Consider the following 19,968-nt stretch of genomic DNA (forward strand, 5'->3'; position numbering starts at 1 on the left):
ACGGGTTGCCCGACACGGCACAGACTTTCCTCACGGGCCTCGCCCCGACACCGGAGAACGCCATGCATACCCCCCAAACACACTCCCTGCGCCGCAACGCCCTTGGCCTGCTGCTGGCCCTTTCGGCCAGCACGTCCGCGCTGGCGCAGATCACCTTTTATGAGCAGGCCAACTTCCAGGGCCGCTCCATGACCAGTAACGGCAGCGTCAGCAATTTCAGGAGCAACAACTTCAACGACAGGGCCTCGTCGGTAGTGGTGCGCAGCCAGCGCTGGGAGGTCTGCGTGGACCAGCGCTATTCGGGCCGTTGCCGCGTGCTGCGACCCGGCCAGTACCCGTCGCTCGAAGCCATGGGGCTGGACGAGCAGATCTCGTCGGTGCGCGCCGTGCAGCGCAATGCCCGCGATGACGAGCTGAGCTATGCGCCCTACCCGAGCGTGCCGGCCGACTACCGCCGCCGCGACCGCGAGCGCCTGTACCAGGCGACCGTGAGCGATGTGCGGGCGATCTACGGCGAGTCCGGCCAGCGGCGCTGCTGGACGGAGCGTGAGCAGGTCGGCGACGGCCGCCGCAGCGACGTCAACGTGCCCGGCACCGTCATCGGCGCGGTCATTGGCGGCATCCTCGGCCATCAGGTCGGCGGCGGCACGGGGCGCGTGCTGGCCACGGCCGGCGGTGCAGTGGCCGGTGGCGTGGTGGGCAACAACATCGGCCGCAACAACAGTGGCGAATCGGTGGTGACCCGCGACGTGCAGCGCTGCGATGACCGGCCGGTTGCGCAGAACCCCGCCTACTGGGACGTGACCTACAACTTCCGCGGCCAGCAGCACCACATGCAGGTTGCCACGCCGCCCGGCGCCACCGTGACGGTCAATGCCAACGGCGAGCCGCGCGCCTGATCCGCGGGCGGGTGCTCCAGCGCACAGACCCCGGCAATCCTGAGGGGCAGCATTTGCATGCATCCCTCCACCAGAAAGCGCTCATGATTGCTGCCGTCGTCACCCACAACCCGAGCAAGGCCGCCCTGCAGGACAACCTGCTGGCCACGCTCCACCGGACCGGCCACTTCAAGCACCTGATGGCGGCCGTCAAGGCCACCGGCCTGGCCGACATGCTCGACGGCGCGGGCCCCTACACCTTCTTCGCGCCCAACGACAAGGCCTTCGATAGGCTCGCCAGGAACGAGCTGGTCGACCTGCTCAAGCCCGAGAGCAAGGCCAGGCTGACGGCCATCCTGCTGCTGCACGTGGTGGCGGGCCATGTGAAGGCCGCTGCGGCGGGCAGCCAGCCCGCCACGCTGAAGTCGCTGCAAGGCGAAGACCTGGCCATCGACATGACCCCGGCCGGCCTGCGCGTGAACAAGGCCCGCGCCGTCGAGCGCGACATCGAGGCCACCAATGGCGTCATCCATGTGATCGACACCGTGCTGATGCCGGCCGCAAGCTGACCCGCCCCGGCTTCGCCGCAGTGCCGCCGGCGCAGTTGCGGGATGCGTGGCCTCATGAGGGAACTCCGCAGCGTCATGGGGCGACGTGGCTTGCGGATAACGCGGCCATCGGCGCATGTTCGTCAGCGTGCGGAGCGCCGTTTCCAGGGGGGAATTTCATGCCAGCGCGGTAGCTCGCCCGGTCCTGCGCATAGCAGCCGCAGGCCGCCGCCTCCAGGCCGGCGCGGTCGCTGACCGTGACCCAGCCCCGGTGGTAGCGGATCAGGCCGGCCTCCTGCAGCGCGCCCGCCGCAACCGTGACGCCGACGCGCCGCACGCCCAGCAGATGGGCCATGCCTTCCTGCGTGACCGCGAAGCCGTCGCCCCGCGCCCGGTCCTGCCCCATCAGCAGCCAGCGTGCCAGCCGCGCCTGCAGGGCATGGAAGTGCAGGCAGCCCGCGGCCGTTGCTGAAAGCCTCAGCTGCACCAGCAGATAGCGCGTCAGCAGCCGGCGCAGCCCCGGGCTGTCGGGCAACTGGCGGCGCAGCGCAGCGGCGGGCAGGCTCCAGGCCTGGCCGTCCTCTTGCACCATCACGCTCACCGGGCTGGCAGCCACGCCCAGCAGCAATTGCGCGCCCACCACGCCCTCGCAGCCCACCATGCCCACCTGCAGCGGCGGGTGAGCTTCCATGGGTGTGACCAGCGAAAGGAAACCCTGTAGCGGGAACAGCAGCACGCGGGCAGGCTGGTCCTGGGTGCCGAGCTTCTGCCCGCTGCGCAAGGGCACCTGAATGCTCTGCGCCAGCAGGCGCCGCAACTCGGCGGCGGGCAGGTGATCGAGCAACTGGTTGGCAGTCATGCACCAGTCTGCACATCACTTGTTGATTGCCGCTGTGCGCCAGCACACGCTGAGGGTCAGGGCAAGGGAATTGCCGGCCAGTTCAGCAGCCGGTCGTACTCCTGCTTGACGACGCCATAGCATTCGCAGCTGCGCTGTTCCAGCCCCGGGCGGTCCAGCACGGTGATGTGGCCCCGCGCGTAGTCGATCAGGCCGAGCTTTTGCAGGTTCAGCGCCGCCTCGGTGACGCCTTCACGGCGCACGCCCAGCATGTTGGCGATCAGCTCCTGCGTCATCACCAGCTGCTCGCCGGTAATGCGGTCCAGGCTCAGCAGCAGCCAGCGGCAAAGCTGCTGCTCCAGCAGATGGTGGCGGTTGCAGACCGCCGTCTGCGCCATCTGCGTCAGCAGCGCCTGCGTGTAGCGCAGCAGCAGGTGCATGCCCACGCCGTAGCGGTTGAACTCCACCTTGATGGCCGCCGCGCGCAGCCGGAAGGCGCCGCCGGCGCTTTGCACCACTGCACGGCTCGGGGTGGTCTCGCCGCCCATGAAGAGCGATACGCCGACCACGCCTTCGTAGCCCACCACGGCGATTTCGGCCGAGGCGCCGTCCTCCAGCACATAGAGCAGCGACACGATGGCCGTGGTGGGGAAATACACATGGCTCTGTGGCCGGCCGGACTCGTAGATGACCTGGCCCAGTTTCAATGGCACGAACTCCAGCTGGTCGGCCCAGCGGTCCCATTCCTCGCCAGGCAGGGCGGCCAGCAGGCGGTTGCTGCGAGGGGCCAGGGCGTCAGGCGGTGCAGACATCTTTCCTCCCGCGCTGGCGCGCTTTCGAAGCAGTGACTCTATCCAGCGCCTGGCCTGCCGTGTGTGCAGCAGCGAACATAAACATTTCTGGCATGCGGGGGCGTCGCCCTTATTGCGCCAGCGCCAGCGCCAGCGGTAGCCGAGGGTCGATGAAGGTGCTCACCGGCGTGCAGGCCAGCAACAGAGGCTCCACGCCGTTAGGGCGTGGCTGGACGACGTACATGGGCTGACTCCCGCAAAGACGTCGATGCTGACGGTGCCTGTTGGGCAGGACCGTGCGCCAGCGCACAGAGGCGCCGCCGGCCGCCGCGCTACGGCTGGGCAAACCAGGCACGGTTCCCAGGCTCGTTCGTGGGGCCGACGGCGCCGTCATGCTGCAAGGGCAAGGCCGCCGGCGTCTGTGCGGTGTCGCACATGGCCGGCAGGCCGGCCGCCAGCGCGGCCAGCAGGCGCATCTGTTCGGCCTGCAGCGCCAGCAGTTCGCTCCATTGCTGCTGGCGCAACTGATCCAGCTTGTCGTGCAGCAGCATGATTTCAAGTTCGGCCTTGAGGTTGACCTCGTAGTCGTGCCCTGCCGTGACGCGGTCCTTCTCGGACTGGCGGTTCTGCGACATCAGGATGATGGGCGCCTGCACCGCCGCCAGCATGGACAGGAAAAGGTTGAGCAGGATGAAGGGATAGGGGTCGAAGGTCTGGCCTCGTGCGGCCAGCAGCACGACGTTCATGCCCACCCACACCAGCATCACGGCCGCGAACAGGCCGACGAACAGCCAGGAGCCGCCAAACGCGGTGACCGCATCGGCGGCGCGCTGGCCCCGGGTCGATGGCACGGCTGCAGCGGCTTCCGGGTGCTGCGTGATGGGTTGGCGCAGGCCGATATGCCGGGCCACGCGCTGCGCGCGCACGTCGAGCTCCGCAAACGGCCGGCCCAGCAGGGCGGTGGCCTGCGCGTCGTGGGCATCGTCTGGCGGGAGCGACATGGGGGGCGAGGAAGCTGGGGGCGACGGCGAGTCTGGCCGCGGCCTGGCCGGCGCACCGTCTGCTGGCGCACACAAGAGGGCGCCTGGCCGGGCCGCTGGTGGCCGAATCCCAGGGGGTTCTAGGCACTTATTACGGCGCTTTCGCCGCGCTCGGCGGGCTGACCGACCATTGCTGCCGGTACTCGGCCCGGTAAGGCAGCAGGTCATCGACCTCCAACTGCCCGAGTTGTCGCAGCAACTCCGTCGTGACGGCGATCGGGCGGGCGACGCGGCCGCTGGGGGGCTGCCTGGCGAAGGCGCGCTTGAGCTCATCGGCCAGTTGCCAGCCGTGCTGGCCAGTGGGCTCGGCGATGGTCGCGAGCTGCTGTGAGCGACCCGAGCGGATGCGGCTCAGTGCCGTGCGTGAGCCGTCGCCGGCCGCGATGCCGACGATGTCGCGGCGGCCCAGGGCCAGCAGCGGGAAGTGCATGGAGTCCATGTAGACGTCGTTGATCGCCAGCACATGGGTCCAGCGCGTGCCGAACTGCCGATGCAGCCGCTCCAGCGCGGCCGGCATGTCCTTGGAGGCGTTCGAAATCGGCAGGTCTTCCACAGCGAGCAGTTCGCATGAGGCGCAACGCGACAAGGCCTCGCGCATGCGCAGGGTCTTGACGTTGGCGATGTCGAAGCGGCTGTCGTTGAAGATGACGACGCCCGCCCGGGCACCGCCGGGCTGGGCGACCAAGGCCGCGGCCATGTCGGCCACGACCGCGGGGTCGGTGCTGACGTTGGCGAACAGATGGGGCGTCGACCCATGGCGCGGGGCCGCGTGCCAGCCCACCAGCACGGGAAGAGGCCGCGAAGACAGGGCCAGACGGTCGGCGATGTCGGCTTCGTCAAAGCCGCCCAGCACGATGCCGTCAGGGCCGGCGCGCAAGGCTTCGTCGAACTGACGCCTGATCGTCGCCTTGTCGCCCTTGCCGTTGACGACGCTCAAGGTCCAGCCGAGTTCCTGGCAGGCCTGCTCGAAGCCACGGTAGACGGCGGTGATGCCGCCGTTGCGGAAGTCCTGGGCCAGGAAGACGACCCGCTTCGGGGCCTCGGAGGGCGGTTCGGCATGCGCTGCCGATGCCATGGCCGCGCAGGCAGCGAACAGGATCAGCACCGGGCGGCGCAGCCACCGCGGCGGCAGGCGGGGCGCCGAACGCGGTTCGGGAGAAGGGGCAGCCATGGGCGCAAGCCTAACGTGCCATGGCCCGATATGCGCGCTTGAGCACCGGACCTGGGGTAAATCACGTCGCCCGACGGCGAGCCAGTGCTTGCCCGACCGTCAATTCGCGACCAGCGGCGTGAACAGCGGCGCGGCCATGCGCACCGGGATGACGTCCAGGCGGGCCTTCAGCACCGTGTAATCCTCGCCGCCGAGGGCGCCGCTGAACCAGCCGACGAGCCCGGGCCCCTTGTAGAGACGGAACTCGAAGCCGAGTTCGGGGGAGAGGTCACCGGGGCGGGGTTTGGCGCGGTAGGCCAGGCCACGCACCTCGGGCGCGCGGCCGTCCAGCAGCTGGGCCATGGCCGTGACGATGGTGTTGTCGGCCAGGATGTCGAGGAAGTAGTTGTCGTTCTGCAGATAGGGCTTGTAGTCGCTCGCGGCCGGGTCGATCTTGGGCTCGCGCAGCTTGTGTGCGGCGGGTATCGTGACGCCGGTCTTGAGGTCGTGGCGGTCGCCGCGGTCCAGGTAGCTGATCAGCGCGCCACGCAGGTTGAAGGCCGGCAACTTGGTGTCGGCGCTGGCCTCGGACAGGTCCACCAGCAGTGCACCGCGCGCGCCGACGATCTCGACCTCGCTGCCCTTGACGACGGCCGCCGTGTTCTCTTCCACGCCCAGGCCCAGCGTATAGCCGAGTGCCCGCATGGCTGGCAGCATGCGGCCGATGCGACCGCGCTTGAGGAAATGCTGGTCGACGAACAAGTCCGGCCCGATGAAGCCCAGGCCGCGGTCGAACTCCCGCCTGTCGCGCCACTGGCCCTTGAGGACCTGCATGTTGTCCGGTGCGTCGCGGAACATCATGCGGCTCATGATGGCCGCGCCGGCGCTCGTGCCGGCCACGACGCCGCCGCCATCGAACACCTGGCGGATGGCCAACAGCATGGCCGTTGGCTCGCCGCCGGGCTGCAGCGTGTCGACGATGTGCTCCTGCGCGCCACCGGAGAAGAACACGGCTTTCGAGGCCGCGACCTTGGCGATCAGTACCGGGTCGTTGAGGTTGGCCTGCAGGTCGATGTCCTTCTGGCGCGGCGCAACGGGAATGGCCTCGGCATTGGCGCCGTGGCGGTTCAGCGCGGCAACGATGAGGCCGGCGCTGCGCTCCGGGTTGGCGGCCGCCGTGGCGAACACGGCGATGCGGGCGCCGGCGCCGCCGGACTCATCGACGACGCGCTGCCAGACGGCATCGTTGTCGTTCTTCAGGGCGCCGCCGATGACGATGGCGGTGCCGGCGTGAGCGGTGGCGCTCAGCGCGAGCGCGGCAGACAGGAGCAGGGCGGCAAGGAATCTCATGCGCCCATCTTGTCAGCGCCGGGGCAGCTGAACCAGCGGGTCAGGCCCGGGCGGCAGCGGTCGGCGAGCCTGGAAGTGGTGAATAGCCCTGCAGCCAGGCGCCGAAGTCCGCGGCCGGCATGGGCCGCGACACGAGATAGCCCTGGATGACGTCGCAGCCCAGGCTGGCCAGCTGATCCCAGTGCGCCTGCGTCTCGACGCCCTCGGCGACGATGCGGCGGCCCAGGTCGTGCACCAGGTCGATGGTGGAGCGCACGATGGCAGCCGAGTCCCTGTTGCTTGACATGTCGCGCACGAACGACTGGTCGATCTTGATGCATTCGACCGGCAGGCGCTGCAGATAGCTCAACGACGAATAGCCGGTGCCGAAGTCGTCGATGTGCAGCGGGATGCCCAGGCCGCGCAGCCCGTGCAACACGCCCAGCGCAAACTCGGCGTCGTCCATCACCGTGCTTTCGGTGATTTCCAACTCCAGCAGGCCCGGCGCAGTGCCAAAGCGGGCCAGCTGCTGGCGGATGCGGTCCAGCAGGTCTTCATCGCGGAGATTGCGCGCCGACAGGTTGACGGCGATGGGCAGCGCCCGGCCGGCAGCCGCCCAGTCGCGGCTCAGCGTCAGCACCGACTCCAGCATCCATTCGGTCAGTGGCTTGATCAGGCCGGTGTGCTCCGCCAGCTCGATGAACTCCAGCGGCGGCACCAGGCCGCGCTGTGGATGCTGCCAGCGCACCAGGGCCTCGGCGCCGCAGACCCGGCCGCTGCGCACGTCGACCTTGGGCTGCAGGTACACGCGCAATTGATCGCCGTCGATGGCGCGCTTGAGTTCCGACGCCATGCTCAGGCGGATGGGCTGGTCCCGGTGCCGCTGGGCGTCGAAGAAGGCGTGCCGGGCCCCGCGCTGCTTGGCCTGGTGCAGCGCGATGTCCATGTGCCTGAAGACGTCATGTGGCGTTGCACCGTGCTCGGGGAACAGCACGATGCCGGTCTTGAAGGACACGTCCAGCGGGATGTCGGCCACCCCGAAAGGCAGGGCCAGGCACTCGTCCATCTGCAATGCCAGGGCCGTCGCCGCGGCCCGGTCGCCACCAGGGATCAGGATGGCGAACTCGTCGCCGCGCAGGCGAGCGACCACGGCGCCTTCGGGGACGGCCGCGCGCAGCCGCTCGGCAAACTCGCGCAGCATCGCGTCGCCATGGGCAAAGCCCAGCGCGTCGTTGACTTCGCGCAGGCGATCGATGTTGGTCTGCAGCGCCACGAAGGGCCGGCCCTCGCGATGACCGGTGTCCACGGCGGCCTCCAGAGCCGCAGCGAACTGGGTGTGGTTGGGCAGGCCGGTCAATGCGTCGAAATGGGTCAGGCGGTACATCGTCGCCTGCGCGCGCTGCTGCTCCGCGGCGGCGCGCAGCGTGGCGATGCCGAAGGCCAGGTCGTCGGCGGACTCCGTCAGCAGCGTGACCTCATCGGCGTCAAAGGTGTCGGGCTCGCCGTGATAGATGGTCAGGGCGCCGATGACCGTGTCGCCCGCGCGCAGCGGGCAGCCCAGCGCAGAGCGAAAGCCCGACAAGTGCTGGCGCCAGGCGGCATAGGCTGGGTCGGCGGCCATGTCGGCCACAGTGCTCGTCTGGCCCGTGCGCACCGCGACGCCGGCCACGCCGGCGCCGAACTCACCCGGCGCGCAGCTGACGGTGACGGACTGCAAGAGCTTCAGGGCGCCCCGCCTGCCGCATTCGGCCACCGCCCGCAGGGCGTCGCTGCCGTCGTCTGCCCGGTACCAGATGACTCCCATGCCATAGCCGCCCGCGGTGACGATGGCCTGGCACATGCTGTTCAGCAGCTCGGTCTCGTCCCGGGCGCGCAGCATCGTGCGGTTGCCGGCGCTCAGTGTGCGCAGTGCGCGGGTGGTGCGGTCGAGGGCGTGCACCTGCTGCCAGAGCTCGCCGTTGAGGGCGTTGATCCTCGCCTCGGCGCGCTTGCGCTCGGTGATGTCGGTGCCCATCACGTAGTAGCCGACGACATGCTCCGCTGCATCGCGCTGGGGCACGTAGCTGACCACCTGCCAGACACCTGGGAAAGGCTCCCAGTCGTAGGTCTGCGCTTCGCCCTGGAGCACCTTGTCGATCAACGGCGCGGCGATGGCATAGCGAGCCTCGCCGAGGATGTCGCTGACCGTGCTGCCGACGATGTCGCTCCGCTGCGGCGCAAAACGCTCGCAGTACTGCTGGTTGGCGTAGACGTAGTGCTGCTCGGCATCGACGTAGGCGATCAGCGCCGGCACGTTGCTCGTCACGCTTTGCAGATGGGCCTGGCTTTCGCGCAGTGCGCGGTGCGCTCCTGCACGCGCTCGGCCAGCGCAGCGTTCTGGGCCTCGATGGAGCGCTGGGCCTGCCGCTCCAGCGTCACGTCACGGAACACCAGCACCGCGCCGCGCAGGCGGCCCTGCATGTCGCGCTTGGGCGTGGCGCTCAGGGCGATCGGGCAGCGGTCGCCGCCGCGTGCCAGCAACAGCACGTCGCCTTCGTTGACCTGGGGCTCGCCGCTTTGCAGCACCTCGCCGACCGGGCAGCCCAGCGGCGAGCCGGTGACCCCTTCGGTAGCGCGGAACACCACGTGCACGGGCCGACCGATGGCCTCATCGGATGGCCAGCCGGTCAGGCGTTCGGCCACCGGGTTCATGCGGCTGACACGTCCGTCCACATCGGTCGCCGTGACCGCTTCACCGATGGAGCGCAGCGTGATGGACAGCCGCTCCTCGCTGTCTTCCAGGTCGCGGCGGCTGCCGGCCGCGGCACGCAGCTGCCGGCGCAAGATCAGATAGGTGGAGATGAGCTGTGCCAGCAGGAGGGCCGTCACGGCGGCACCCAGCGGACGAATCAACCGGCCCGTGCGATCGCGCTCGGCGCTGTGCTGCTCCAGCAGCAGGCGTTCATCGGCCTCCATGGCGTCAATCAGCCGGTGCGTGCGCACCCGCGTCTCCTTCAAGGGCGCCGCCGCGACAACGACACTGGCGACCGCCGCGCCCTGGTTTCTTCGCGCAGCCTCGATCTGCCGGGTCAGGGCTATGCGCTCGTTGACGACGGTTCGCAGCGCCGTCCAACGCTCCTGCTGCGCCGGATCGCCCTGGGTCAGGCGCTTCAGCGACCGCAGCGTCTGCTCGCGTTGCGCCAGTGCGGTATCGCGCTCAGCCAGATGCTGCTCATCGCCCGTGATGCGGAAATTCTGAGTGCTGAGCTCGGCCTGCAGCGTGGTCGTGCGCACCTGGGCCAGCGCGTGCAGCGCCTGCTGCGTTTGCTCGACCTGCAACGCGGCCTCGGCGGCACCGTCTGCCAGGCGCCAGGTGATGGCGAAAAGCACCAGGACGACCAGCATGGCGGTGCCGAATGCCAGCAGCACCTTGGCTTCGAAGCTCGAGCGCAAAGACACGTCCTTGGCCTCCCTGGCCTGCCGGAGCGAGTGATGCCGCAACGGGCGCCGTGGTGTCCTCGCCCTCGAGTGGCGGGCCTAACGGTGCCACCAGAGGACGTTACACCGTTGCCGCGCCGACGCAATGCGCAGCGTCACCGGTTTGAACAGCGCGCCGAAGCTGGACAGGCCGTAGCAAGCAGATGATGGCGCTTCAGATGCCGATCAGGCGCCTCAGCCAGGGCCTGAGGCTAAAAAGCGCCGCGCCCGTGGCCAGGCTGCCCACGGCCAGCTGCGTGAACAGCGTCGCGTAGGCCGCATTCGTCGTCAGCGGCGAGCCATCCACTGGCTGGGACACCACGCCCGAGAAGTCGCCGGCGAAGAGGGATGCCAGCCCCGTCACCAGCATCCAGCTGCCCATCATGACGCCCTGGTACTGCCGGGGCGCCAGGCGCCCGATCATGGCGTAGCCGATGGGCGAGATCAGCAGTTCGCCCACCGACTGCAGCACATAGCTGAGGAAGAGCCAGGAGAAGTCCGAGCGCCCCGTGGTGTCGGCGAAGTGGATGCCGATGGGCAGCACGCCAAAGCCCAGGCCCATCAGCACCAGGGCGGCGGCGAACTGCATCGGGATGTCCACCGGCCAGCCGCGGGCGCGCCAGCGGGTGAAGAGGGCAGCCAGCAGCGGCCCGCCGATGACGATGGTGACGGTGTTGATGTTCTGCACCCACTGCGGCGCCACGGGCACGCCCCAGACATTCATCAACACATTGCCCACTGCGTAGAGCTGCAGGCCGTTGGGTGCCATCTGGTAGAGCGACCAGAACACCAGCGAGCCCAGGGTCAACACCAGATAGGCCTTCATGCGCTGTTTCTCGGCCGGCACCGGGTGGCGCACGGTGATGACGACGAGGGCGATGGCCACCAGGGCGCAGAAGGCCTTCATGCCGATGGCGGTGTCGCCCGGCTGCTTCAGCAGCCAGACCAGCAGCGGCACCAGCCCCACCAGCACGGCGGCGCCGGCGGCGAAGCGGCCCCAGAAGGCCAGGCCACGGCGGTGGGCGAGCGGCGTGTTGCGGTCGGCCAGCGTGCGCCAGAAGACCAGCGCCACAGCGATGGCGGCGGCATTGCCCAGCGTCGCGAACCAGAACAACGACGGGTAGTCCTCACTGAGCTGGAACACGCCCGAGACCGTGAAGCCGATGAAGAAGCCGACGTTCATGCCGGCGTAGTTCCACAGGAAGGCGGCCTCGCGGCGGTTGTCCTCGGGCGTGAAGCGCTGCGTCAGCATCATGTTGACGCAGGTCACGTTCAGGCCGCTGCCGGTCAGGAACAGGGCCATGCCCCAGTACAGGCCTTCCAGGCTGCCGCCAGCGACGGTGCCGCAGCCCAGCACCTGCAGCAGCATGCCGCCCACGAACAGGTTGCGGTTGCTCAGGAAACGCCCGCCCAGGTAGCCGCCGAACAGGTGCAGCCCGTAGTTGAAGGCGCCGAACACGCCGGTGATCAGTGCGGCCTGTTCGCTGGTGAATCCGTGATGTCGCGTCGTGTACAGCGTCAGCGTGAACTGCAGGACTGCGAAACCCAGCGTCGCGAAAACCTGGATCAGGAACAGCACGGCAGACCCTTCGGGAATGCGTGCCTGGAGTTGTTGGAGTCGGCTCATGGGGCGCGGATTGTCCTGGCGCGAAGGCAAGGTTCGCCTGGGTGTCATCCCGCGGACAGGAATTCACCGGGCCGGGCGGCCGACCGCGGCGACGACTGAGCCGCCGCAGGCACGGCCCCGACGCACCGCTCGGCTCAGCGAGACGCCGCCGCGTCCGGCTTGTAGTCCACGCCATGCGCGGCCAGGTAGTCGCGAATCAGGCGCCTCACCACCTGCGAGGGTGTCTGATCCTGCTGAGCGCACAAGGTCTCGAAGGCCTTCTTCTTGTCCGGATCGATCAGCACCGTCAGACGAGCGGTCTTTTGTTCCATGCCGGCTCCTTATGTTCATTAAATGATAATTGCAATCATATTGAATTCAAACTAAATTAGCGTTGTGACCATCAGCTTCCTGCACCGCCTCACCGGCCGGCACCGCACGCGGTCGGCCAACCGGCAGCTCGGCGCGGTGCTGGCCTTCGTGGCCGGGGCGGTCAACGCGGGCGGCTTCCTGGCCGTGCAGCGCTACACCTCCCACATGACGGGCGTGATCTCCGGCGTGGCCGACGATCTCGCCACCGGCGGGTTTGCGCTGGCGTTGGCGGGGCTGGCATCGCTGCTGGCCTTCATGGCGGGAGCGGCCTGCACGGCTCTGCTCATCAACTGGGCGCGTCGGCGCCACATGCACAGCAAGTACGCGCTGGCCCTGCTGCTGGAGGCGGTGCTGCTGCTGGCGTTCGGCCTGGTGGGCGCCCATCTCGACACGCTGGCCAACCTGCTGGTGCCGACCGCCGTGCTGCTGCTGTGCTTCATCATGGGCCTGCAGAACGCCATCGTGACCAAGATCTCCCAGGCCGAGATCCGCACCACCCACATGACGGGCGTCGTGACCGACCTGGGCATCGAGTTGGGCCGGCTGCTGTACTGGAACCGCAGCACGTCGCCCGACTCGGTGCACTTCGTTCGCGCCAACCGCGACAAGCTCTTCATCCACAGCGTGGTGCTGGGCCTGTTCTTCGTCGGCGGCCTCGTCGGCGCGCTGGCCTTCAAGCACTTCGGTTTCTCGGCCACCCTGCCCATCGCGCTGCTGCTGGTGCTGATGGCCTCGCCGCCGTTGATCAATGACCTGCAGCGCGCCTGAACGCCGCTGCCTCTCACCCACACCATGCCCGACACCGCCGACTCCCACCAGTTCGTCAAGCCCTTCGTCTACGAGACGCTGGATACCCGGGCCATGCATTTCACGATCTGCGAAATCCAGAGCCGCATGAAGGTGCAGCACCCCCATGCGCTGGACCTGGCCTACACGCGCACGATGATGGCTTTTCTGCTGTTCGTGCCGCGGCCCGAGACGCTGGCCATGATCGGGCTGGGTGGGGGTTCCATGGCCAAGTTCTGCCATCGTCAGCTGCCGGACACGCGCATCGAGGTCGTCGAGATCAACCCCCACGTCATCGCGTTGCGCGAGCAGTTCCAGGTGCCACCGGACGATGCGCGCCTGCGCGTGCGGCGCGGCGACGGGGCCGACTTCGTGCGCAACACGCAGGACCGGCTGGACGTGCTGCTGGTGGACGGCTTCGACCATGAAGGCCAGCCGCCGGCGCTGTGCTCGCAGGCCTTCTACGACGACTGCCGCACGGCGCTGCGCGAAGACGGCCTGCTGGTGGTCAACCTGCACACCGCCCACCCCGAGTTCCAGCGCCATGTGGCCCGCCTGGAGCGTGCCTTCGATGGCGAGGTCCTGCTGGTGGGCGACAAGGAATGCAGCAATACCGTCGCCTTCGCTGGCCGGCGCGCGCTGCGGGCGCCCTCGCAGGCCGGCGCGATGCGCAAGCCGCGGCCGCTTGCTCGCCAAGCCTGGGACGAACTCCTGCCGGCGTTTGCCAATGTCGCCGCTACGCTGCAACGCCAGCGCGAGGGCGGCTGAGCCAGAGGCCGGGCAACGTCTGGATGCCGCCCTGCAGTCAGCGGGGCGGTGATGCCGGCCTGACGGAGCGATACACGCCGCGCCGTTCCGGCCGGCTCAGCACCAGCTGCCACAGCTGGCCCTGGCGGGAGCGGAAGAAGCCGGCGCAGCTCAGCAGGTAGTAGCGGAACATGCGCCGGAAGCCTTCGTCGTAGCGGGCGGCAAGTTGCGGCCAGGCCGCCTCGAAACGCTCGGCCCAACTCATCAGCGTGCGGTCATAGTCGGGGCCGAAGTTGTGCCAGTCCTCGATGATGAAGCGGCCCTCCAGCGCGCCGGCCAGCTCGACGGGCGAGGGCAGCTTGCCGTTGGGGAAGATGTAGCGCTCGATCCAGGGGTCGGTATGTGGCGCGCGCTGGTCCACGCCGATGCTGTGCAGCAGGAAGAGGCCGTCCGGCGCCAGCAGCCGGCGGGCGGTGTCGAAGTAGACGCCGTAGTTCTTCAGCCCCACGTGCTCGAACATGCCGACCGAGACGATCTTGTCGAAGCGGCGGTCATCGGCGCATTGGAACGAGCGGTAGTCCTGCAGCAGCAGCGTGACGGGCAGGCCTTCGCAACGCTTCTCGGCCAGGGCCAGTTGTTCCTTGCTGACGGTGATGCCGGTGACGCGCACGCCGAAGCGCTCGGCCGCAAAGCGCGCCAGGCCGCCCCAGCCGCAGCCGATGTCCAGCAGCGTCTCGCCGGGCTTCAGTTCGAGCTTGCGGCAGATCATCTCCAGCTTGTGCGCCTGAGCCTGCTCCAGGTCCTCGGCATGCTCCCAGTAGGCACAGGAATAGATCATGCGCGAGTCCAGCATGGCTTCAAAGACATCGTTGCCGGCGTCGTAATGGTGCTCGCCCACCTGGTGGGCACGTGCCTCGCTCTGCAGATTGAACAGGCGATGGCGCAGGCTCTCCAGCAGCAGCTTCCAGCGTGCCGAGGCCGGTGCGGTGCGGTCGAGCTGGGCGCGCAGCAGGCGCTCGAACATCATGTCCAGGCGCTCGCAGTCCCAGTCGCCATCGACATAGGCCTCACCGGCGCCCAGCGACCATTGCGTCAGGATGCGGCGGTAGGAGCGGGCATCGTTGACGCGCATGTCCCAGGGCCGTGTGCCGTTGATCTGCACGTCGGCGCGCGCCAGCAGTTCACGCAACACAAGGGGCGGCTGCGGTGCCGATTGCGGCTTGGGGCCCTCGGGGCGGGATAACGTGGCTTGCTCCGATGGCATGCGCAACGACTCCTTTCAACGACGCCCTCAGTGTGCCGTCGCTTTCGCCGCGGTGCAGCCCCAAGTTTCAATGACTCACGAAAGCACGGGGATATCGCCGGGGCCGCTGTCGACGCTACGGCAGGCCCCAGCCGAAGGGGTCATCTGGCGCGATCAGCAGCGTGGCCTCGGCGCTGATGAAGGCCTGGCCGCGGATGGTGGGGACGATGCTTGCTCCGTCCTTCTCGAACCAGCCGTCGAAGACGCTGCCGATGACGCTGGCCTGGCGCCACACCTCGCCTGCCGTCAGCTTGCCGGCTGCGGCCAGGCAGGCCAGCTTGGCGCTGGTGCCGGTGCCGCAGGGCGAGCGGTCGTATTGGCGGCCGGGGCACAGCACGAAGCTGCGCGAGTCGGCAAGCGCCGGGTCGACATCGGCAAACAGCTCGATGTGGTCGATGACGGCGCCGTCCGTGCCGCGGTGGCCCTGGTCCAGCAGGGCCTGGCCGAGCATGGCGGCGTAGTCGGTCAGTGCCGCGACATGCGCGGGCGCGATGGCCTGGCCATGGTCGGCACAAAGGAAGAACCAGTTTCCGCCCCAGGCGATGTCGCCCGTCACGGTCTGGCCCGTCGGCAGGTTGACGCTGACACCGGCTGCCAGGCGGTAGGCCGGCACGTTGCGTACGCTGACGCGCCCGTCGGCGTGCAGCGTCGCCCGCACCTGACCCACTGGCGTCTCGATGGTGTGCTCGCCGGCTTCGATGCCGCCCAGGTGGGCCAGCGTCGCCATCAGGCCGATGGTGCCGTGGCCGCACATGCCAAGGTAGCCGGCGTTGTTGAAGAAGATGACGCCGGCGGTATGGGCCGGGTCCTGTGGCGGGCAGAGCAGGGCGCCGACGAGGACCTCGCTGCCACGCGGCTCCAGCAGCGTCGCACGGCGGTAGCGGTCGTGCTCGCGGGCCAGCAGTTCGCGCCGCTCGGCCATGGTGCCAGCGCCGAGATCGGGAAAGCCGTCGATGACCACACGTGTCGGCTCGCCGCCGGTATGCGAGTCGATGATCTGGATGCGCTTCATGGTTGCGACTGGCAATGAGCCGGCCGTGTCGCCAGTGCCTTCGCGACGAGGGCCTCGATGCGCTCCCGCTCGGCGCCGATGACGGGCAGCCGTGGCCGGCGCATGTGCTCGCTGCCCACGCCCACCAGCAGGTCGATGAGCTTGAGGTTCTGCACCAGCTTGGTCGACACATCCAGGTGCAGCAGCGGCGTCATCCAGCGGTAGATGGCGCGAGCCTCGTCCCAGCGGCCTTCCTGCATCAGGTTGAACAGGGCCACCGTCTCGCGCGGGAAGGCGCAGCCGACGCCGGCCAGCAGCCCGTCGCAGCCCAGCGCCAGGCCCTCGAAGGCGAGATCGTCCACGCCCATGAAGAGCTGGTAGCGGTCACCGAGCAGGTTGCGCAGATCGGTGATGCGGGTCACGTCGCCGCTGCTTTCCTTGATGGCGGCGACATGTTCACAGTCGGCCAGTTCGGCGAAGTGTTCGGGCTTGAGGTCGACGCGGTAGGCGACCGGGTTGTTGTAGACCATCAGCGGCCGCTGGGCGGCATGGGCATAGGTGCGCACATTGGCCATCGCCTCGCGCGCATCGGCCACGTAGATGACCGAGGGCATGACCATGTAGCCGGCCACGCCCAAGGCATTGGCGCCTTCGATGAAGCGCAGCGCTTCGCGGGTGCTCGCCTCCGACACCGTGGCCAGCACCGGCACGCGGCCGTTGGCTGCATCCAGCGCGCAGCGGGCGACGGCCAGCTTCTCGTCCAGCGTCAGCGTGCTGGCTTCGCCCAGCGAGCCGCAGCAGACGACGCCATGGATGCCGTTGCGGATCTGGAAGTCGATGTGGCGTGCCGTGCCTGTGAAGTCGAGGCTTTCGTCGGCATGGAACTTGGTGGTGACGGCGGGGAAGACGCCGCGCCAGGGGACGTTGTGCATCTCTGGGGCTCCTGGATGGGGAGCCCCATGTTCGCTCAACTAGAACGACGTCCAGTCGTCGCCGTCGGCGGCCACCGCAACGGCGGCTGGAACCGCAGCAGCCCTGGGCGCCACCGCGCGCGCCTTCGCCGGGCGCGCGGGCGCCGGCCTGGCCACGCTGGCAGTCCTGGCCCGGCTGACGGGCGCCGCAGCCGGACGGGCCGCGTTGACGGCGTCGAGCTTGAAGGCCGCCACCGTCTCGGCCAGCTGGCCGGCCTGGATACGCAGGCTCTCGGCGGCCGCCGCGCTCTCCTCCACCAGGGCAGCGTTCTGCTGCGTGACCTGGTCGAGCTGGTTGACGGCATCGCCGATCTGGCCGATGCCCTTTCCCTGCTCGCTGCTGGCGGCGCTGATCTCGCTGATCAGGTCTGCCACGCGGCGCACCTGGCCAACGACCTCGTCCATGGTGCTGCCGGCCTCGCCCACCAGCTTGTTGCCGGCCTCGACACGTTCGACGCTGGCGCCGATCAGCGCCTTGATCTCCCGCGCGGCCTGGGCGCTGCGCTGTGCCAGGGCCCGCACCTCTCCGGCCACGACGGCGAAACCGCGCCCCTGCTCGCCGGCCCGTGCCGCCTCGACCGCCGCGTTCAGCGCCAGGATGTTGGTCTGGAAGGCGATGCCGTCGATGACGCCGATGATGTCGGAAATCTTCTTCGAGCTGGTCGTGATCTCGTCCATGGTGGACACCATCTGGCCCATGACCTGGCCGCCGCTCTCGGCCACGCGAGCCGCGCTGCCTGCCAGCTGCGCGGCCTGGTGGGCGGTGTCGGTGTTGTGCTTGACCGTAGCGCTCAGCTCCTCCATCGAGGCTGCGGTCTCCTGCAGGTTGCTGGCCTGCTGTTCGGTGCGCTGGCTCAGGTCGGCGTTGCCCTGGGCAATTTGGCCGCTGGCCGTGGCGACGCTCTCGGCATTGCCGCGCACCGCGCCGACGATGCCCACCAGGGAGTCGTTCATGCGCTGCAGTGCATTGAGCAACTGGCCGGCCTCGTCTGAGCGGTCGGTGGACAGATGCAGGCGCAGGTCGCCCGAGGCCACGGTTTCGGCGGCGGCGACGGCCTGGCGGATCGGGCCTACCACCGAGCGGGTGATCAGCAGGGCCATGGACACGCCGAGGGCCAGCGCGGCAGTGGCCGCGACGATGACCGCGATGCCGGCAAAGTCGACAGTCGCATTCGCCGAGGCGGCCGCGGCGTGCATCAAGTCCTTCTGATAGGCGATCAGCGCGTCGAGCTGCTCGAAATACTTGAGCTGCAGCTGATGCGTCTCGCTGAGCAGCAGGTTGCGGGCCTTCTCGGTGTCGTCCTTCAGGCCCAGATCGATGACCCTGCGCACCGAGGCCACGAACAGCTGCCTGGCCTGCACGACGCCGCCCAATATTTCGCGCCCACGCCCTGGGGGCACGCTGGCTTCGAGCTTCTCGAACAGCTCGGCCGTGCGTTTGGCAGCGGCGTCGACATCGCCCAACTGCTTGCGTTTGCCCTCGGCATCAGACAGCAGCAGCACATTGCGCACGGCCAGTGCGTTGATGTTGACGTTGTCCTTGATCTGTTCGAGCTGCTCGACCTTGACCATCCGGTCTTCGACCATCACCTCGAGCTCGTGGTCGATGCCAAGGAGCGCCGTTCGCGCATAGGCAGCCAGCAACACGGTGAAGGCGATGGAGATGGCGAAAGCCAGACCGAGACGCTGGCCGATCCGCAGGCGCGTGAGGAGGTTCATGGTGGGTCTCCTTGTGGGTGACGCTCCCTGACCGGCCTGGGCTTCTTGATCGAACCCGATCCGTGCCCCAGAGTCTGTTCCTTCAGGGCGGCGCCGCGCAAGGCGTTTTTAGCAGCGTTACCGCCGCGAAAAGCCAACAACTACCGCCAGTTGTCATGCTGCAGTGCCTTCTGAGCGTCCGTCGCCAGACTTCATCTGGAACAGAAGTGGCACGAGGATGTGAAACTGTGCGAATCTTTGATGCCGCGCAAGGGACAGTGCACATGGTGTGCAGTTCGCGGCACTGGAGCAAAGGCATGGAGACGCAAGCCAACCTGGGCGAACGGGTGCTGGCGCTGGTGGCGCAGCCGCCTGACGCCGGATGCACGCCCAGCGCGCGGCCCCGGGATGCGGCGGCGCGCGCCATCGAGGGCGCGGCAGCCAAGGCCGGCCTGGCCGCCGGCACGCTGGCCCTGCCGCCGGGGCCGCTGGGCTGGGCCACCATCGCGCCGGAAATGCTGGCCGTCTGGCAGATCCAGCGCCAACTGGTGGCCGACATCGCCGCCCTCTATGGCCGCAGCGCCGACCTCGGTCCCGCGCAGATGCTGTGGTGCCTGTTCCGCCACACGGCTGCGCAGGCCCTGCGCGACCTGACGGTGCGCGTCGGCGAGCGTGTGGTCGTGCGCCCGGCCGCCCAAGTCCTGCTGCAGCGCGTGGCCGAGGCCATCGGCGTGCACCTGGGCAAGAAGGCCGCCAGCCGGATGCTGTCGCGCTGGGTGCCGCTGATCGGCGCAGCGGGAGTGGGCGCCTATGCCTATTGGGACACGCGCCAGGTCGGGCGCGCGGCGCTGCAGCTGTTCGAGAACGAACAGGTCATTGAGAACGAGCCGGGCTAGGCAGCGTTTAAAACCACTCGGCGACAACCCTGTGTAATTTGCGCATCCGGCCGTTTGATACTCAGCCCATGCAACTGCCGGCCATTCTCGACATCGAGGCCTCGGGCTTCGGCCGCGGCAGCTACCCGATCGAGGTCGGATTCGTCGCGGTGGACGGCGGGCTGTTCTGTGGCCTGGTCACACCCGAGCCCGATTGGCAGCATTGGGACACCAGCGCCGAGGCCCTGCACGGCATCAGCCGCGAACTGCTGCGGCGCCATGGCAGACCGGTTCGCTGGATGGCCGAGCAGCTCAATCAGCGGCTGGCCGGCCAGACCGTCTATTGCGATGGCTGGGGCCAGGACTACCCCTGGCTGGCGCGGCTCTACGACGCCGCGGGCATGCGGCAGAACTTTCGCCTGGATGACCTGCGCCGGCTGCTCGACGAGCAGGAAGCCCAGCGCTGGCGAGGTGTCACCGAAGTCGTGCGGCAGCGACAGCGCCTGACCCGCCACCGCGCCAGCAGCGATGCGCGCGTGCTGCAGCTGGCGCTGGACGAGATCAAGAACGGCGTGGCTGTTTAGGCGGG

18 protein-coding genes and 1 pseudogene are annotated in these 19,968 nt (G+C 68.6%); 6 read left to right on the forward strand and 13 right to left on the reverse strand.

Going from position 1 to position 19,968, the window contains the following annotated elements; translation table 11 throughout:
- Positions 1-62 precede the first annotated feature (62 nt).
- Positions 63-899: a beta/gamma crystallin-related protein gene (locus ASC95_RS32315; protein ID WP_057297062.1), complete on the forward strand. Its 837-nt coding sequence runs from the start codon at positions 63-65 to the stop codon at positions 897-899.
- Between the two features lie 83 nt (positions 900-982).
- Positions 983-1,447 (forward strand): fasciclin domain-containing protein, encoded by a 465-nt coding sequence (locus ASC95_RS05390; RefSeq protein WP_057296696.1) that lies wholly within the window; start codon positions 983-985, stop codon positions 1,445-1,447.
- 73 nt (positions 1,448-1,520) lie between these two features.
- Here the strand turns inward: ASC95_RS05390 and ASC95_RS05395 are convergent, their stop codons facing one another.
- The 9 genes and pseudogenes from ASC95_RS05395 to ASC95_RS05430 form a co-directional block, all read right to left on the reverse strand.
- Positions 1,521-2,285 carry a Crp/Fnr family transcriptional regulator gene (locus ASC95_RS05395; RefSeq protein WP_082567496.1) on the reverse strand — a complete coding sequence of 255 codons (765 nt, stop codon included), beginning with the start codon at positions 2,283-2,285 and terminating at the stop codon, positions 1,521-1,523.
- A gap of 56 nt (positions 2,286-2,341) precedes the next feature.
- Positions 2,342-3,076, reverse strand: a complete 735-nt coding sequence (locus ASC95_RS05400; protein WP_057296697.1) for a Crp/Fnr family transcriptional regulator — start codon at positions 3,074-3,076, stop codon at positions 2,342-2,344.
- Positions 3,077-3,510: 434 nt separating this feature from the next.
- Positions 3,511-4,056: pseudogene (locus ASC95_RS05405) on the reverse strand (DUF1003 domain-containing protein); the annotation flags it as partial.
- A 130-nt stretch (positions 4,057-4,186) separates the two neighbouring features.
- Positions 4,187-5,266, reverse strand: coding sequence for a substrate-binding domain-containing protein (locus tag ASC95_RS05410; protein ID WP_157255962.1), 1,080 nt, complete (start codon positions 5,264-5,266; stop codon positions 4,187-4,189).
- A gap of 99 nt (positions 5,267-5,365) precedes the next feature.
- Positions 5,366-6,595, reverse strand: coding sequence for a cyanophycinase (locus tag ASC95_RS05415; RefSeq protein ID WP_057296698.1), 1,230 nt, complete (start codon positions 6,593-6,595; stop codon positions 5,366-5,368).
- Positions 6,596-6,635: 40 nt separating this feature from the next.
- Positions 6,636-8,879, reverse strand: coding sequence for an EAL domain-containing protein (locus ASC95_RS05420; protein ID WP_235537697.1), 2,244 nt, complete (start codon positions 8,877-8,879; stop codon positions 6,636-6,638).
- Positions 8,876-10,012, reverse strand: a complete 1,137-nt coding sequence (locus ASC95_RS31670) for a CHASE3 domain-containing protein (protein WP_235537698.1) — start codon at positions 10,010-10,012, stop codon at positions 8,876-8,878. The genes ASC95_RS05420 and ASC95_RS31670 overlap by 4 nt, the downstream gene beginning before the upstream one ends.
- A gap of 193 nt (positions 10,013-10,205) precedes the next feature.
- Positions 10,206-11,657, reverse strand: coding sequence for a peptide MFS transporter (locus ASC95_RS05425; protein WP_057296699.1), 1,452 nt, complete (start codon positions 11,655-11,657; stop codon positions 10,206-10,208).
- A gap of 134 nt (positions 11,658-11,791) precedes the next feature.
- A complete protein-coding gene (locus ASC95_RS05430; protein WP_057296700.1) occupies positions 11,792-11,968 on the reverse strand; it encodes a ribbon-helix-helix protein, CopG family in 177 nt (58 codons plus the stop codon).
- 64 nt (positions 11,969-12,032) lie between these two features.
- Between ASC95_RS05430 and ASC95_RS05435 the strand changes: the two genes are divergently transcribed.
- Positions 12,033-12,776 (forward strand): YoaK family protein, encoded by a 744-nt coding sequence (locus ASC95_RS05435; protein WP_057296701.1) that lies wholly within the window; start codon positions 12,033-12,035, stop codon positions 12,774-12,776.
- A 24-nt stretch (positions 12,777-12,800) separates the two neighbouring features.
- Complete coding sequence (locus ASC95_RS05440) at positions 12,801-13,562, forward strand: hypothetical protein (RefSeq protein WP_057296702.1); 762 nt, start codon at positions 12,801-12,803, stop codon at positions 13,560-13,562.
- 37 nt (positions 13,563-13,599) lie between these two features.
- On the opposite strand, the gene cfa is transcribed toward ASC95_RS05440, so the two are convergent.
- The 4 genes from cfa to ASC95_RS32320 form a co-directional block, all read right to left on the reverse strand.
- Positions 13,600-14,805: a cyclopropane fatty acyl phospholipid synthase gene (gene cfa, locus ASC95_RS05445; RefSeq protein ID WP_057297063.1), complete on the reverse strand. Its 1,206-nt coding sequence runs from the start codon at positions 14,803-14,805 to the stop codon at positions 13,600-13,602.
- A gap of 115 nt (positions 14,806-14,920) precedes the next feature.
- Positions 14,921-15,856 carry a 4-hydroxyproline epimerase gene (locus tag ASC95_RS05450; protein ID WP_057296703.1) on the reverse strand — a complete coding sequence of 312 codons (936 nt, stop codon included), beginning with the start codon at positions 15,854-15,856 and terminating at the stop codon, positions 14,921-14,923.
- Entirely contained in the window at positions 15,853-16,767 is a 915-nt protein-coding gene (locus ASC95_RS05455) for a dihydrodipicolinate synthase family protein (RefSeq protein ID WP_057296704.1), read from the reverse strand. Before ASC95_RS05455 ends, ASC95_RS05450 begins: the two co-directional genes overlap by 4 nt.
- A 39-nt stretch (positions 16,768-16,806) precedes the next feature.
- Positions 16,807-18,525 (reverse strand): methyl-accepting chemotaxis protein, encoded by a 1,719-nt coding sequence (locus ASC95_RS32320; protein ID WP_082567498.1) that lies wholly within the window; start codon positions 18,523-18,525, stop codon positions 16,807-16,809.
- 296 nt (positions 18,526-18,821) lie between these two features.
- Between ASC95_RS32320 and ASC95_RS05465 the strand changes: the two genes are divergently transcribed.
- The gene (locus tag ASC95_RS05465) at positions 18,822-19,400 is read left to right on the forward strand and encodes a hypothetical protein (protein ID WP_200960071.1); all 579 of its coding nucleotides are present in this window, start codon (positions 18,822-18,824) and stop codon (positions 19,398-19,400) included.
- A 68-nt stretch (positions 19,401-19,468) separates the two neighbouring features.
- A complete protein-coding gene (locus ASC95_RS05470; protein WP_057296706.1) occupies positions 19,469-19,963 on the forward strand; it encodes a hypothetical protein in 495 nt (164 codons plus the stop codon).
- The last annotated feature ends 5 nt before the right edge of the window (positions 19,964-19,968 follow it).

The organism is Pelomonas sp. Root1217, assembly GCF_001425705.1.
Lineage (GTDB): Bacteria > Pseudomonadota > Gammaproteobacteria > Burkholderiales > Burkholderiaceae_C > Pelomonas.

Coding starts and splice junctions, on each gene's coding strand:
- cfa (WP_057297063.1), bottom strand. CDS start 14,805: ATGCCATCGGAGCAAGCCACGTTATCCCGCCCCGAGGGCCCCAAGCCG.
- ASC95_RS05400 (WP_057296697.1), bottom strand. CDS start 3,076: ATGTCTGCACCGCCTGACGCCCTGGCCCCTCGCAGCAACCGCCTGCTG.
- ASC95_RS05430 (WP_057296700.1), bottom strand. CDS start 11,968: ATGGAACAAAAGACCGCTCGTCTGACGGTGCTGATCGATCCGGACAAG.
- ASC95_RS05470 (WP_057296706.1), top strand. CDS start 19,469: ATGCAACTGCCGGCCATTCTCGACATCGAGGCCTCGGGCTTCGGCCGC.
- ASC95_RS32320 (WP_082567498.1), bottom strand. CDS start 18,525: ATGAACCTCCTCACGCGCCTGCGGATCGGCCAGCGTCTCGGTCTGGCT.
- ASC95_RS05395 (WP_082567496.1), bottom strand. CDS start 2,285: ATGACTGCCAACCAGTTGCTCGATCACCTGCCCGCCGCCGAGTTGCGG.
- ASC95_RS32315 (WP_057297062.1), top strand. CDS start 63: ATGCATACCCCCCAAACACACTCCCTGCGCCGCAACGCCCTTGGCCTG.
- ASC95_RS05465 (WP_200960071.1), top strand. CDS start 18,822: ATGGAGACGCAAGCCAACCTGGGCGAACGGGTGCTGGCGCTGGTGGCG.
- ASC95_RS05450 (WP_057296703.1), bottom strand. CDS start 15,856: ATGAAGCGCATCCAGATCATCGACTCGCATACCGGCGGCGAGCCGACA.
- ASC95_RS05390 (WP_057296696.1), top strand. CDS start 983: ATGATTGCTGCCGTCGTCACCCACAACCCGAGCAAGGCCGCCCTGCAG.
- ASC95_RS05415 (WP_057296698.1), bottom strand. CDS start 6,595: ATGAGATTCCTTGCCGCCCTGCTCCTGTCTGCCGCGCTCGCGCTGAGC.
- ASC95_RS05425 (WP_057296699.1), bottom strand. CDS start 11,657: ATGAGCCGACTCCAACAACTCCAGGCACGCATTCCCGAAGGGTCTGCC.
- ASC95_RS05455 (WP_057296704.1), bottom strand. CDS start 16,767: ATGCACAACGTCCCCTGGCGCGGCGTCTTCCCCGCCGTCACCACCAAG.
- ASC95_RS05440 (WP_057296702.1), top strand. CDS start 12,801: ATGCCCGACACCGCCGACTCCCACCAGTTCGTCAAGCCCTTCGTCTAC.
- ASC95_RS05410 (WP_157255962.1), bottom strand. CDS start 5,266: ATGGCTGCCCCTTCTCCCGAACCGCGTTCGGCGCCCCGCCTGCCGCCG.